Annotated in this window: 14 protein-coding genes; 6 read left to right on the plus strand and 8 right to left on the minus strand. The window is 72.4% G+C overall.

What is annotated here, in order from left to right; all coding sequences use genetic code 11:
- Positions 1 to 77 precede the first annotated feature (77 nt).
- The gene (locus ACIA8F_RS16010; RefSeq protein WP_399379211.1) at positions 78 to 347 is read right to left on the minus strand and encodes a GlsB/YeaQ/YmgE family stress response membrane protein; all 270 of its coding nucleotides are present in this window, start codon (positions 345 to 347) and stop codon (positions 78 to 80) included.
- A 141-nt stretch (positions 348 to 488) separates the two neighbouring features.
- Positions 489 to 680, minus strand: a complete 192-nt coding sequence (locus ACIA8F_RS16015) for a DUF4236 domain-containing protein (protein ID WP_399379214.1) — start codon at positions 678 to 680, stop codon at positions 489 to 491.
- A 349-nt stretch (positions 681 to 1,029) separates the two neighbouring features.
- Here ACIA8F_RS16015 and ACIA8F_RS16020 point away from each other — a divergent pair, with 349 nt between their 5' ends.
- Positions 1,030 to 1,359, plus strand: a complete 330-nt coding sequence (locus ACIA8F_RS16020; RefSeq protein ID WP_399379215.1) for an STAS domain-containing protein — start codon at positions 1,030 to 1,032, stop codon at positions 1,357 to 1,359.
- Positions 1,360 to 1,380: 21 nt separating this feature from the next.
- On the opposite strand, the gene ACIA8F_RS16025 is transcribed toward ACIA8F_RS16020, so the two are convergent.
- Positions 1,381 to 1,758 (minus strand): ATP-binding protein, encoded by a 378-nt coding sequence (locus ACIA8F_RS16025; protein WP_399379217.1) that lies wholly within the window; start codon positions 1,756 to 1,758, stop codon positions 1,381 to 1,383.
- A gap of 128 nt (positions 1,759 to 1,886) precedes the next feature.
- Here ACIA8F_RS16025 and ACIA8F_RS16030 point away from each other — a divergent pair, with 128 nt between their 5' ends.
- Genes ACIA8F_RS16030 through ACIA8F_RS16040 form a run of 3 tightly spaced genes read left to right on the plus strand, consistent with a single transcriptional unit; the run spans position 1,887 to position 4,335 of the window.
- Complete coding sequence (locus ACIA8F_RS16030) at positions 1,887 to 2,705, plus strand: alpha/beta fold hydrolase (RefSeq protein WP_399379218.1); 819 nt, start codon at positions 1,887 to 1,889, stop codon at positions 2,703 to 2,705.
- Complete coding sequence (locus ACIA8F_RS16035; protein ID WP_399379220.1) at positions 2,705 to 3,982, plus strand: PP2C family protein-serine/threonine phosphatase; 1,278 nt, start codon at positions 2,705 to 2,707, stop codon at positions 3,980 to 3,982. Before ACIA8F_RS16030 ends, ACIA8F_RS16035 begins: the two co-directional genes overlap by 1 nt.
- The gene (locus ACIA8F_RS16040) at positions 3,979 to 4,335 is read left to right on the plus strand and encodes an STAS domain-containing protein (protein ID WP_399379222.1); all 357 of its coding nucleotides are present in this window, start codon (positions 3,979 to 3,981) and stop codon (positions 4,333 to 4,335) included. The genes ACIA8F_RS16035 and ACIA8F_RS16040 overlap by 4 nt, the downstream gene beginning before the upstream one ends.
- A 12-nt stretch (positions 4,336 to 4,347) precedes the next feature.
- Here ACIA8F_RS16040 and ACIA8F_RS16045 read toward each other — a convergent pair whose 3' ends face one another.
- The 3 genes from ACIA8F_RS16045 to ACIA8F_RS16055 form a co-directional block, all read right to left on the minus strand.
- Positions 4,348 to 5,391 (minus strand): hypothetical protein, encoded by a 1,044-nt coding sequence (locus ACIA8F_RS16045; protein WP_399379224.1) that lies wholly within the window; start codon positions 5,389 to 5,391, stop codon positions 4,348 to 4,350.
- 27 nt (positions 5,392 to 5,418) lie between these two features.
- The gene (locus tag ACIA8F_RS16050) at positions 5,419 to 5,964 is read right to left on the minus strand and encodes a polyprenyl synthetase family protein (protein WP_399379225.1); all 546 of its coding nucleotides are present in this window, start codon (positions 5,962 to 5,964) and stop codon (positions 5,419 to 5,421) included.
- Positions 5,965 to 6,099: 135 nt separating this feature from the next.
- Positions 6,100 to 6,813, minus strand: a complete 714-nt coding sequence (locus ACIA8F_RS16055) for an SDR family oxidoreductase (protein WP_399379227.1) — start codon at positions 6,811 to 6,813, stop codon at positions 6,100 to 6,102.
- Positions 6,814 to 6,963: 150 nt separating this feature from the next.
- On the opposite strand from ACIA8F_RS16055, the gene ACIA8F_RS16060 reads away from it, so the two are divergent.
- Together ACIA8F_RS16060 and ACIA8F_RS16065 are read left to right on the plus strand one after the other, a co-directional pair.
- A complete protein-coding gene (locus ACIA8F_RS16060; RefSeq protein ID WP_399379228.1) occupies positions 6,964 to 7,278 on the plus strand; it encodes an ArsR/SmtB family transcription factor in 315 nt (104 codons plus the stop codon).
- An 85-nt stretch (positions 7,279 to 7,363) separates the two neighbouring features.
- Complete coding sequence (locus ACIA8F_RS16065; RefSeq protein ID WP_399379230.1) at positions 7,364 to 8,224, plus strand: NAD(P)-dependent oxidoreductase; 861 nt, start codon at positions 7,364 to 7,366, stop codon at positions 8,222 to 8,224.
- 86 nt (positions 8,225 to 8,310) lie between these two features.
- Here ACIA8F_RS16065 and ACIA8F_RS16070 read toward each other — a convergent pair whose 3' ends face one another.
- Complete coding sequence (locus tag ACIA8F_RS16070) at positions 8,311 to 10,392, minus strand: ATP-binding protein (RefSeq protein ID WP_399379231.1); 2,082 nt, start codon at positions 10,390 to 10,392, stop codon at positions 8,311 to 8,313.
- Between the two features lie 64 nt (positions 10,393 to 10,456).
- Positions 10,457 to 11,500 (minus strand): hypothetical protein, encoded by a 1,044-nt coding sequence (locus ACIA8F_RS16075; RefSeq protein ID WP_399379233.1) that lies wholly within the window; start codon positions 11,498 to 11,500, stop codon positions 10,457 to 10,459.
- Positions 11,501 to 13,072: the final 1,572 nt, after the last annotated feature.

The raw sequence follows: 13,072 nt of genomic DNA on the forward strand, positions 1-13,072 counted from the left end.
ACGAACGGCTCCGCCACGCACGAACGGCTCCGCCCTCCGAAGAGGGGGAGCCGTTTCCGTACGGAGCGACGCGGTCGTCAGGCGCGGCGCCCGTTTCCGGCGACCAGCCGGTAGGCAGCCAGGAGGATGAGGGAGCCGACGATGGCGGCGATCCAGGTGGAGAGGTCGAAGAAGCCGTCGATGGAGTCGACGCCGAAGATGACCTTGCCGAGCCAGCCGCCGAGCAGGCCGCCCGCGATACCGATGAGCATGGTGATGATGATGCCGCCCGGGTCCCTGCCCGGCATGAGTGCCTTGGCGATGATGCCCGCGAGCAAGCCTATGAGGATCCAGGCCAGAATGCCCATGATGCGTCTCCTACCTCGGTGGATAAGGCTGGTGTCAGCAATCGTCTGCGCCGTGCGAACGATTCCAAACGTGCCGAACACTTGATCGTTTCCGTGAGCCGGGCGAGGGTTCGTCGGCCCGTTGGCCCGCCGGCCCGCCGGTCAGCCGCGGCGGGTCGTCTTGCGCCAGCCGAAGGGGCCGGGCAGATCCCACGACGTCGTCCGGCGTCCGGTGCTGCTGTGCGTGCGGCGGGGGCCGTGCTTGCCGCCGGTCGTGATCGACCAGGACTTGCGGTTGATGTTGAGCCGGACACCCGGCAGGATCCTGAAGCTCTTGCGGAATGTGAGCGGCATGGCGTCTCGCTTCCTCGGTACGTAGTCCGGCGGCCCAACTGCTCTTGCGTTCGGGCCAGTTGGCATACGTGTGACCAGCGCCGACCGTTCCATGCAGGTAAAGTCCGGGATTTTCACGGAGCAGGCACGGTGCGCGGGCCGGGTGGGGCCGGCGGCAGCCGGTCCTCCTCGGCCGGAAGACCGCGCGGCTCGCGCCGATCGAATCAGCCGTCTGACGCGCCGGTTCCCGCGCTTCTGAGTCCGACGGCGTGCACGTAACCTTCACATGGGCCGTCAGCACGCGACGCCCGAGGCCAGACCGTCCCGGGGATTCCGCTGCCTCCCCGGCAAGCCGCAACAGGGGGCTCCCATGGAACAGCACGTGAAGGTCTCACCGGACGTCGACGGCGTCCGCGTGATCACCTGCGCAGGCGAGTTCGACCAGGACACCCTCGAACCGCTGCGCCAGGCCATCGCGGGCGCTCTCGCCGATCCCGTGGACACGATCGTGCTGGACGTCAGCGAGGTCGCCTTCGCCGACTCCTCCATGCTCAACGAGATGCTCCGCCTGCGGCGCACCGGCCGCCCTCTGGTTCTGGCCGGGCCCTTGAACCCGCAGATGGCGCGGCTCTTCGAGCTCACCTCGGCGGACCAGATCTTCACCATCGCCGACAGTGTCGAGGCGGCGCTCACCCTGTAGGGGGGAGCAGGGCCGTCCGGGTCACCCGGCCAGGGCGGTGAGCGGCAGATAGGCGGTGATCGTCTTCCCTTCGCGCCCGGACCGGATCTCCGTGCGGTGGGCGAGCTTGGTCACCAGGAGCCAGCCGAACCCTCCCGGCACCGAGACCGGCGTCCCCGGCGAGCCCGGCAGGAGCGGGGAGGCGTCCGACACCTCGATCGCCACGGCCTCGGGCAGTGGCCGGATCCGGAAACCGGTAACGCCGCCCGCATGTCTGATCGCGTTGGTCACGAGTTCCGCCACCACCGTCAGCACGTCGTCCAGCGCACGCTGGCCCACTCCGAGACCGGCCAGAGCCTCCCGGGCGACCCGTCGTGCATCCGCGCACCTGAGGACGGACATCCGTTCCACGCCTGCCATCATCACTCCTCTCACTCCCCTCCCCCTCCCGTCTTCCCCCGCAGCGCGACAAAACCCGGCCCGGGACGGTTTCCTTCGTGATCGATCAAAGGCCGGGACCGCTTCCGAGGTCTGCGAGGATGTGGCGCATGGATGTGCGGAGCAGGAACCACGTGAGGGTCACCGGGCGGACTGGTGGGCCGGTGGTGGTGCTGGCGCACGGGTTCGGGTGCGATCAGAACATGTGGCGCCTGGTGGCGCCGGTGCTGGAGCGCGATGCCACCGTGGTCGTCTTCGACCACGTCGGTTCGGGGCACTCGGACCTGTCGTCGTGGAGCCGTGAGCGGTACGCGACGCTCGACGGCTACGTCGACGACGTGCTGGAGATCTGCCGGGACCTGGCACTCGGCCCCGTGGTCTTCGTGGGGCACTCGGTGAGCGCCATGATGGGCGTGCTCGCCGCGGCACGGGAACCCGAGGCGTTCGCCGGCCTGGTGCTGCTGGCCCCCTCTCCGTGCTTCATCGACGATCCGGCCACCGGCTACCGGGGCGGGTTCAGCGCGCAGGACATCGACGAACTGCTCGAATCGCTGGACTCGAACTATCTCGGCTGGTCGGGCGCCATGGCTCCGGTGATCATGGGCAATCCGGACCGTCCCGAGCTGGGGGAAGAGCTGACCAACAGCTTCTGCCGCACCGATCCGGAGATCGCGCGGGCCTTCGCCCGGGTGACGTTCCTGTCGGACCACCGCGCCGACCTCGCCTGCGTGACGGTCCCGACGCTGATCGCGCAGTGTTCCAGCGATGCGATCGCTCCCCCGGAGATCGGCCCGTTCATCCAGGGCGAGATCCCGGGCAGCCGCCTGGTGACGCTGAACGCGACCGGCCACTGCCCGCAGCTGGCCGCCCCGGAGGAGACCGCCGCGGCGATCGCCGAATTCGCCGCGTCCACCGCGAGTGCCCGGTGATGTCCAAGACCAGCGACGAGGAAGCGGAAGACGAGGGCGCCCCGGGAAGGGACCCGGAGCCGACCACCGAACGGGCGCTCTTCTCGGCGCTGCTGGAAGACAGTGCCGAGGACCTGTACGAGCACGCGCCCTGCGGGTACCTCTCCACCCTGCTCGACGGCCGGATCGCGAAGATCAACACCACCCTGCTGGACTGGCTCGGCCACCGGCGCGAGGACCTCGTCGGCCGCAGGACCTTCTCGGACCTCCTGACGGTCGGCGGGCGCCTCTACCACGAGACGCACTTCGCGCCGCTGCTGCTCATGCAGGGCGAGATCAGCGGCATCGCCCTGGAAATGAAGGCCGCCGACGGCACCCGTCTTCCGGTGCTGGTGACCTCCACCGTCAAGACGGGCGGCGACGGACAGCCCCTCCTGATCCGCACCACCGTCTTCGACGCCCGCGACCGCCGCGCCTACGAGACCGAGCTGCTGCGCGCCCGCGAGGAATCGGAGCGCGAGCGGGAGCGTCTCCAGCGGCTGAACACCGCCCTGCAACGGACGCTGCTGCCCCCGGTGCTGGCCGGCGTACCCGGACTGGAGGTGGCCGCGCAGTACCACGTCGCCTCCCTCGACGAGGTCGGCGGCGACTTCTACGACCTGTTCCCGCTGGCCGGCGGGACCTGGGGGATGTTCCTGGGTGACGTGTGCGGCAAGGGCGCCGCCGCTGCGGCCGTCACCTCCCTCGCCCGCTACACCCTGCGCGCGGCGGCCGTCTACGATCCGGACCCGGCCGCGGTCCTGGCCAACCTGAACACCGTGCTCAACCACGAGTACAACGGCGCCGACCCCCGCTACTGCACCGTCATCTTCGGCCTCCTCACCCCCGCCCCCGTGCAGGGCGGCTTCCACGTCACCCTGGCCGGCGGCGGCCATCCCCCGGCCCTGCTGATGCGCGCCGACGGCTCCGCCGACTACCTGCCGACGCCCGGCGGCCAGCTCATCGGGGTCCTGCCCGACGCCCACATCGCCACCACGAGCGTGCAACTCGCCCCCGGCGACACCCTGCTGCTCTACAGCGACGGCCTCACCGAGGCCCGTGTTCCCCGAACGGCGGGCGACGGCCGTTACGGTGACGAGGCCCTCCTCGGCTTCGCCCGCTCCCTCGCTCCCACCACCGCGTCGCGGGCCGTCACGGCGATCAGCGGCCTGCTCGACTCCTTCGGCACGGGCGTCGACGACGACACCGCGGTCCTGGCGCTCCACGTGCCCCCGATCCCCAGTGAAGAGCGCCCGTGACCCAGCAGCTGAGCGTGAGCACCCGTACGACCACCACCGGTGCGGTCATGGCACTCGCAGGGGAACTCGACCACCACACCGCCCCCGAGGTCAGCGCCGCCCTGGCCCGTCTCGGCCTGCACGCCGGCCAGCAGCTCGTCCTGGACCTGGGCGCTCTCACCTTCTGCGACTCCAGCGGCATCACCGTGATCATCGCCGCCCGCAACCACGCCCTCGCCGCGCACGCCGGAATCGCCCTCGCCGCCGTCCCGGAGCGCGTCAGCCGCATCTTCCGCATCGTCGGCCTCGAGCAGGTCTTCCCCGCCCACCCCACCGCGGAGGCCGCCGAAGCGGCATGGACGCGGGGACGCTGAGGGACCGGTGCACTAACGGGAACTCGGGAAGGGGGCGTCGTCAGAGAACTCGCCCGGCTGCCAGGCGGTGTAGCGAGGAGACTGGTGGTACCAGTCGATGGTGCCGCGCATGAGGGTGCGCAGGGTGCCGAACAGGGTGGCAACCTGTTTGGTTTCCTGCACGCCCAGGACCGAGTCCGAGTAGCTCAGCATCATGGACTCCATTTCCAGGACGGTTCGCACGGAGCGATTGCAGAGTCCTATGACCTCAAGGACGGCGTCTTGGATACCGAGGCCCTCCTCCTGCTTGATGAGGACACCGTTGTGCGTTTTCCCGAGCAAAAGGTCTCGGTCAAGGGAGCAGAGGTCGTTGACGAGTCCACCGTGGAGCATGGTCAGCTCGTTGGCCTTCTTCACGATCGGATGCTGCCAAAATTTTGCACAGGGGTCGAGCCCCATTTCCATCGCGGCGATCTCCGTGACGTACCACTGGCCGTAGGTGTACACGCGCTGGGCACAGTAGACCTCGAACGATGGAATCGCGTGCCGATGGCTGGAGAACTTTTCCGTGAGATCGCCGTGAAATGAGCCGAGAAGATTCTCGGACAGACGGCTGCGCCAGAATTTACCGTGCTTCTGCTCGATTTCCTTGAACATCTCGTCGAGACGGCCGATGAAAGGCGACGTGTTGCCTGCTGGGGTCACGCCGGCGAGGCATGCGTGCAGGGCGTTTCCCGTCTCCTGCAAGAAGCCGTCGAAGGAGTCTTCGCCATAGGAATCGAACAGCATTTCCCATACCATGCCCCACGCCCACCAGCGATTGATGAGGGCGCGCCCCGCCGGAGATACCTCAGGGAGGCAGAGTGCCGTCCAGAGTGGAATGTCGATGTGCCGGGCGAGCTGTGCGCGCTCACTGTCACGGGGGAAAAATCCCATGTCCGCGCACCATTGGATAATTTCGTCGCGCTCTCCAGGGGCGACTTCAGCCGACGCCGGGTGCTGTGGGCGGTGTAACTTTGCCAGCCGGGATAAATAATCGTTACGCAGCCCGCTTGCGCCGGGTTCCCTTTCGTTCATCACCGACATCCTTTCATTGGTGAGGTTCTAGGCGTTCCTGGCGATGGCGGCATCGGCGAGGGTGGCGCCGAGGTGCAGGGGGCGTTCGACCGTGTACTTGGCGGTCTTGTAGCGGGCGATGTCCAGGGCTCTGTCCGTGTCCGGGCCGGGCCGGCCGGTGGCGAGCAGGTCGAGGTACTGGCCGCGCGTGATCTCGGTGCGCATGCGGTCGATCACCGGGAGGACATGGGCGAGCCGGGCGGAGGTGAGGCCGGCGGTGTGCAGGATTTCATCGGACCAGGCCAGGGCGAGGTCGCCGATGAGGATGGCCGTGTTGACCCCGAACCGGGCTGCGTCGCTGCGGGCGGCATGGCGGGCGGCGAGAACGCGGTGGACGGTCGGGGAGAGCAGCGGCCGCAGGCGCTTGCCGCCGGCGAAGACGAAGTCACGCAGGACTTTGATGATCTCAGTGGGAAACCCGTCGGCCGCAGCCTCACAGGCCTTGCGGTCCAGGAACTCGGCCAGCGCGGCATCGACCCGATTGCGCATGAACGCCATGTCTGTCAGCTCGGTCGTCCGGGAGGGCACGGCCACGGGCGCTTCTTCCCCTACGGCGACCGGCCGACTACCGGTGGGCGAGCTGAAAGTAACCACTTGGTTGTCAAGCGTCAAGAGCGGTCTCGGGCCCTGACCTGGGATCCCCTCTGGGGCTCACTTCGGCTGGACCCCTCAGAGGGACCTGGCCGCGCCGCCGTCGATGCGGATGGACTCGCCGTTGACGTACGCGGCGTCCGGGGACACCAGGAAGCGGGCCAGCTTGCCCACCTCGGCCACCGTGGCGTAGCGCCCCGCCGGGATCTTCGCGAGGAAGGCGGGGTCCTCCGGCCAGCTGTCCACGAAGCCCGGCATCAGGCTGTTCATGCGGATGCCGGCCGCCGCGTACTGGTCGGCGTACAGCTTCGTGAAGGAGGTCAGGGCGGCGCGCAGGCTGGAGTTGACGGGGATCAGACCCATCGGCTCGAAGGCCGTGTAAGAGGAGAGGTTGACGAAGGCCCCGCCGCCCGCCGCCTCCATGTGGGGCGTGACGAGCCGGGCCATGCGGACCACGCTGAGCAGCAGCATGTCGAGGCCGTCGTGCCAGTCCTGGTCCGTGACCTTGAGCAGTTCGTCGTTGCGGGCGTGGCCGGCGCCGTTGACCACCGCGTCGATCCGCCCGTACCGGGCCAGTGTCCCGTCGACCAGCCGGCGCAGGTCCGCGGGCTCGGTGAGCGAGCCGATCATGGCCGTCCCTCCGAGCTCCGCCGCCAGCTCCTCGACGCCGGGGTCGATGTCGAACAGCGAGACGCGGTGTCCGCCCGCGGCGAGCTCGGCGGCTATGCCGCGGCCGATGCCGGAGCCCGCGGCGGTGACGATGGCGACGGGCTGGTGGGGGGTGGTGCTCACGGGAAGGACCTCTCGTCCGGGGCTGTCGGGAGTGGCTGTGGGGAGCCTCGCTCCATCTGTACGACAATCAACGTACAGTCGTACGGAGGCCCGGGCAAATCGGGCAACCGACCCGACTCTCCGTACGGAAGGCGTCGTACCATCGACCCCATGTCCACGTACCACCCTGTCCGCGAGCAGCTGCTCGTCGAGGACGTCCTCGCCGCCCTCGGCAACCCCGTGCGCCTCGGCATCGTGCGCGAGCTGGCCGCCTCCCCCGGCGAGCGGACCTGCGGCAGCCTCCCCCTGGAGGTCACCAAGGCGACCGCCACCCACCACTGGCGGGTCCTGCGCGAGTCGGGGATCACCCGTGAGCACAAGATCGGCCGCTACAAGGCCGTCTCGCTGCGCCGCGAAGACCTGGCCGGCCGGTTTCCCGGGCTGCTCGAAGCGGTGCTCTCGGCGACTCCCCCGGCGGTGAGTTGAGACCCCGGTGACGGGATCGGTCGCCGCGCCCGTGGAGACTGTCCCCCGGGGACACCTGAGGGATCACCGGAAGGGAAGTACCGCCATGAGCACCGTCGCGCTGCTGGGGACCGGAATCATGGGGTCGGGCATGGCCCGCAACCTGCTGAGGTCCGGGCAGGAGGTCCGGGTCTGGAACCGCACCCGGGAGAAGGCCGCGGCGCTGGCCGCGGACGGTGCGGTGGTCGCGGACAGCCCGGCCGAGGCGGTGGCCGGGGCGGACGTGGTGATCACCATGCTGGCCGACGGCGCGGCCGTGAGCCGGGCCATGGCCGCCGCCGTGGACGGCCTGAGCGCCGGTCAGGTGTGGGCGCAGATGGGCACGGTCGGCCTCGCCTCCCTGGCGGAACTGGCCGTCTTCGCCGCGGCACACGGGCTGGTCTTCGTCGACGCCCCGGTGCAGGGCACCCGCCAGCCCGCCGAGGCAGGGACCCTGGTGGTCCTGGTGGGCGGCCCGGCCGATCCGAGGCTGGACCCGGTGTTCGCCGCCGTCGGGAGCAAGGTGCTGCGGGCCGGGGACGAGCCGGGAGCGGCGACCCGGCTGAAGCTGGCCACCGTCGGATACGCGATCACGGTGACGGCGGCCGTCGGCGAGGCCCTGGCGCTGGCCGAGGGGCTCGGGGTGGACCCGGACCTGTTCGCGCAGGCCGTGACCGGCGGCCCGATGGACAACCCGTACCTCCAGGCCAAGATGAAGGCCGTACTGGACCGCGACTTCACGCCGAGCTTCACGGTGCGCGGCGCCGAGAAGGACACCGGTCTGATCGCCGAGGCCGCGGAGTCGGCCGGGGTGTCCGTGGACCTGGCCGTGGCCGCGCGGGCCCGATTCCACCGGGCCGACGCCCTGGGGTACGGAGACGAGGACATGGCGGCCGGCTACTTCGCGGGCTTCCCCGACCAGCCCTGAGCCCGGCGGCCCTGAGCCCGGGCGGCCCTGACCGGCGGCCCCGAGGCTGCCCGGCCCTGGGTCCGGTCAGCCTTTGCTCCGGCCGTTCAACTCCCGTACGGATGGGGGCGGGTGCGCAGGGCGTGGCCGTTGCGGAGGCCCTCGCGGAAGGCCTCCTCGTACGCCTGGTCGCCGAGCGCTCCGCGCGCCGTACGCTCGAACTCCTCTCGCACGGAGGCCAGTTCGGGTGTGCCGCGCTGCGGATGGCCGACCGCCTGCCAGTAGGCCTGACCGGTGCCGTACGCGCGCGCCGCGCCGGCCCCGTCCCCGGTCGCCGCGCGGGCCGCCGCGAGCAGGTCGAGGCCCAGGGCCGTGCCGAAGCTGTCGCCCAGTTCCCGCTTGCTCTCCAGCATCGCGCGGGCGTGGACGGCGGATTCGGCGGGGCGGCCCTCGAAGAGGCAGATCAGGGCCAGTTGGTAGTCGGCGTAGGCCCGGGTCCAGTGTTCGCCCCGCTCGACGCAGCCGGCTCGCAGCAGTTCGGCCTCGTCCCGGGCATCGGTGAACAGGCCGGTGCCGGTGAGCGCGAAGACCCGTACGAGGTGGCAGCGGATCCGGGGTCCCGAGTCGAAGGGCGTTCCGGGAAAGGCCTCCAGGGCGTTGTCGGAGACGATCCGCGCGGCCAGCGGCCGGCCGGCCAGCAGGTGGCTCAGGCCCAACAGGTACGCGGCGTCCAGCGCCGGGCCGCTGTCCCCGTCGATCGCCGCGGCCAGGGCCTCGCAGCCGACGGCGATCCGGTGGGCCTCCTGCTGCTCGCCCTGGAGCAGCAGGGTCACTCCGAGGGCCCACAGGGCGCGCACCCGGACCCGCGGGTCCACTCCCTCGGGCCGCGCGGCGGCCAGCGCCCGCTCCAAGTAGGCGCGCGCGGCGTGCAGATGGCCGCAGCAGGCCCAGTAGAAGCCGGCCCTGGAGGCCAGGTCCAGTGCCCGCTCCGGGGCGGTGGCCAGGTAGTGGTCGAGGGCCGCGCACAGGTCTCCGTGCACCGCCTCCACGCGCCGGTACCCGGTCCGCTGGGTGGGACCGAGCCATTCCCGCTCGGCGGCGTACACGAGCTCGGTGACGTACGCGGCGTGCGCCTCCCGCAGTGCCTCGCGCTCCCCGGCCTCGTCGCGCCACATGGCCCCGTACTCCCGGATCGTGTCCAGCATCCGGTACGAGCCGTCCGCGCCCCGGCGTACGACGGACTTGGCGACCAGCGCGTCGAGCAGCGCGGGGACGTCCGCCCCGGCGAGCGGGGCGGCGGAGCAGACGGCGCGCGCGGCCGCCAGGTCGAAGGCGCCCCCGAACACGGACAGCCTGAGCCACAACAGCCGTTCGCGCGGTGCGCACCACTCGTGGCTCCAGCCGATGGCGGTGCGCAGCGCGCCGTGGCGGGACGGCTGGACGGGGGCCGGTGCGGACAGCGGGCCGATCCTGCGGGCGAGCCGCGCGGCCAGCTCCTCGACGGTGTGGTCGGTCAGCTGAGCGGCGGCCAGTTCGAGCGCGAGGGGGATCCCTTCGAGGCGGGCGCACACGGACCGGGCGGCCGCGAGCCGCGCCTCGGTCCAGGGCGGGGCCTGCCCCGGCGCGGCAGCGGCGGCCCGCCGGGTGAACAGGGCGAGGGCCTCCTCGGGGCCGGACGGGTCGACGGCGTGCGGCAACGGGCCAACGTCCAGGACGCGTTCGTCCGGAAGCCCGAGCGGCTGCCGGCTGGTGAGCAGCAGGACCAGGTGCGGGGCCGCGTCGAGCAGTTCCCGTACGAGGTCCCGTACGGCGGTCACCAGGTGCTCGCAGCAGTCCAGTACGAGGAGCAGCCAGCGCGCGCCGATCCACTGGCACACCGCTGCGGCCGGGGTACGGGCGGTGTGGTCCGCGAGGTCGAGAGCGTCGGCCACGGTGGCCACGAGCAGCCGCTCGTCGGGCAGCGGGGAGAGATCGGCCCAGTGCACCCCGTCGGGGAAGGTGCCGGCCGGCGCCGGACCCGCCCGGCCGGCCGCGCGGCGGGCCAGGCGGGTCTTGCCGACGCCTCCCGGCCCGGTCAGGGTGATCAGCCGATCCTTACGCAAAGCCCGTTCGAGCGCGGCCAGTTCACCGGTCCGCCCCACGAAGGAGGCGGACTCCGCGGCCTCGTACCCATCGCCATGTCCCAGCACCCGCCCAGTGTGGCGTACGGGGCGGGCGCCGGGGCGCGGTCGGGAACGGACGGGGTCCCCCGGGTCAGGCCGCCGGCGGCGGGGGCGGCACGGTTCCGGGCTGCGGATGCACGGGCGCCCAGGGTGCGTCGCAGATGACGGAGCGCCCGTTGCTGACGCAGTGGGTGTGGTAGAGCATGCCCGTCTTGGTGACTGCCTTGATCTTCACGTCGTTGCCGTGGATGGCCAGGGCGACCGTGCAGACGCCGGCGGGGTAGCCGGTGACCGGTGCCACGGTGAGGTCGGTCCAGGCGAAGTCGCCCCACTGGCCCGCCATGTCGCGGGTGCGGCGGCCGAGGTAGGTCTTGCCGTCCTTGAGGACGAGCGCGAATTCCTCGGAGTTGTTGGGCATCTGGTTGTCCACCGAGGAGCAGGGGCCCATCGGGCCGGGCACCCCCTGCGGTCCCACCGGGCCCAGCGGCCCGACCGGTCCGGTGGCGCCGGTGGGTCCCGGAGCCCCCTCCCGCCCGGACGGTCCCCCGAACCCCTGCGGCCCGGCGGTTCCGGGGAGCCCCGGCAGCCCCTGCGTGCCCGCCGGACCGGCCGGGCCCGCGGGCCCCTGCTGCCCCTGCGGCCCGGCCGCCCCGGCGTCTCCGGTCCGTCCGACGTCCCCCTTGGGCCCCGGGTCGCCCTTGCGCCCGACCGCCCCGCGGTCCCCCTTCGGCCCGGCGACCCCCTTCTCGCCCTGCTCGCCCTTGGCCCCGGGCGGCCCGGCATCGCCCTTGGGCCCGGGCGGCCCCGCATCGCCCTTGGGCCCGGCGCTCCCCGGCTCCCCCTGGAGTCCCGGCGGCCCGGCATCGCCCTTGGCGCCGGTGCTGCCCTTCCCGCCGGGCTCGCCCCGGGGACCCGGCGGACCCGCGTCCCCCTTGGGCCCGGCGCCGCCCTTCTCCCCCTTGGCCCCCTTCGGCCCCCGCGGCCCCTGGGCCCCGGCCGGCGCGGGGCAGGGGTGCCCGCCCTCGGGAACCGCCTCGGCACGCTGCAGCCCGCAGTTCCCGTCGGGCCCGACGGGAACCCCCTCCGCCGCCCGCCCCGCAGCACGCGGCACCCCCGCCCCCGGGTCAGCGTGCACCGGGTGCTCCGCGTCCGGAGCGGACCGCTCCCGAGCCCCGAACCCACCACCACCGGCCACCCCCACGCCTCGAGCAGCCCGCCCCCCGAGCCCGGGCGCCCCCTCCACGGAAGCACCCGTCACCCCCCTCTCAGCCACCGGCACGCCCCCTGGGCCGCCCCCGGGCACGCCACCTCGCCCCCGCCCGTTCCCCACACCCTCCGCCACCGACTCCACGCCCCGCCCGACCGCGTGCGCCCTGCCCTGCACGGACTCCAGCGCCTTACCGCTCCCCACTTCCGGCGCCGTGCCCCGCCCGGAGCGCGGAACCGTGCCCTTCTCCGCCGTCGGCTCCACGCCCCGCCCGGCCGCGTGCGCCCTGCCCTGCACGGACTCCAGCGCCTTACCGCTCCCCGCTTCCGGCGCAGTGTCCCGCCCGGAGTACGGAACCGTGCCCTTCTCCGCCGTCGGCTCCACGCCCCGCCCGGCCGCGTGCGCCCTGCCCTCCACGGACCCCGACGCCTTACCGCTCCCCACTTCCGGCGCCGTGCCCCGCCCGGAGTGCGGAGCCGTGCCCTTCTCCGGCATCGGCTCCGCGTCCCGCCCCGCCTTGGTCACCGTGCCCGTCCCGGCTTCCGGCGCCGCGCCCCTGCCCGACTCGGCCTCCACGCCCTGCCCGGACGCCGTAGCCGTACCCAGCTCCGCCGTCGGCTCCGCGCCCAGCCCGGACGCGTGTGGCGTGCCCTGCACGGACTCCGGCGCCGCGCCGCTCCCCGCTTCCGACACCGCGCCCCGTCCTGAGTGCGGAGCCGTGCCACCGTCCGAGGCCGGCGCGCCGGCCTCGACGGCCGACACCGCACCGCCGCCGGAGGTCACCGGCCCACCCTCGGAGGCTGCCGCCGGGACCGTGAATCCGCCGAGCGCGACGGCCACGGGCAGTACGAGGCCGCCGGCCAGCCGGGCCCTTCGTCCGGTTCTTGCTGTGGAAGACATGCGAGTACCCCTTCGCCGCACGGAAATGGTCGTCTGCTCCGGCCGAAGCGAGGGGGAGCATCTCCCGGAAGGCGGTCCGACGAAGATCAAAAACGCTCATGCCGCGGCAGCGTCAACGAGTTGGTCCAACGACACGCGGTACCGGTACGCCGGACGGCGGGGGCACCCGCACCACCCGCCCCGCCCCTCCGGCCCACCGGCCCCCGTCACCCGCCCGAAGCAACACACCGACCCCACCGGCCCAACCACCGCACATGACCCACCGACCCGCGCTCCCACCGCCCTCCGCCGTCCCCACTGCACCCCGGACCACCGCCCCGCCGACCCACCGAGCCCACTGGCCCCACCGAGCCCAACGGCCCACCGGTACACCGCCCCACTGGCTCCACCGCCCCACCGAGCCCGCTGACTCACCGGCTCCCCGGCTCCCCGGCTCACCGGCCGACTGCCCCACCGACCGACTGGTCCCAGCCGCCCACCGACCCACCGAGCCCACTGGCCTGTCCACTCACAGGCCGAGTGGCCCACCGGCCTACTGCCCCACCGGCCCTCGGCCTGTCTGCTCACCGGCCGACTGGCCCACCGGCTCACAGGCCTACT

It is taken from the genome of Streptomyces sp. NPDC051563 (assembly GCF_044454225.1).
In the GTDB taxonomy this organism is placed as follows: domain Bacteria; phylum Actinomycetota; class Actinomycetes; order Streptomycetales; family Streptomycetaceae; genus Streptomyces.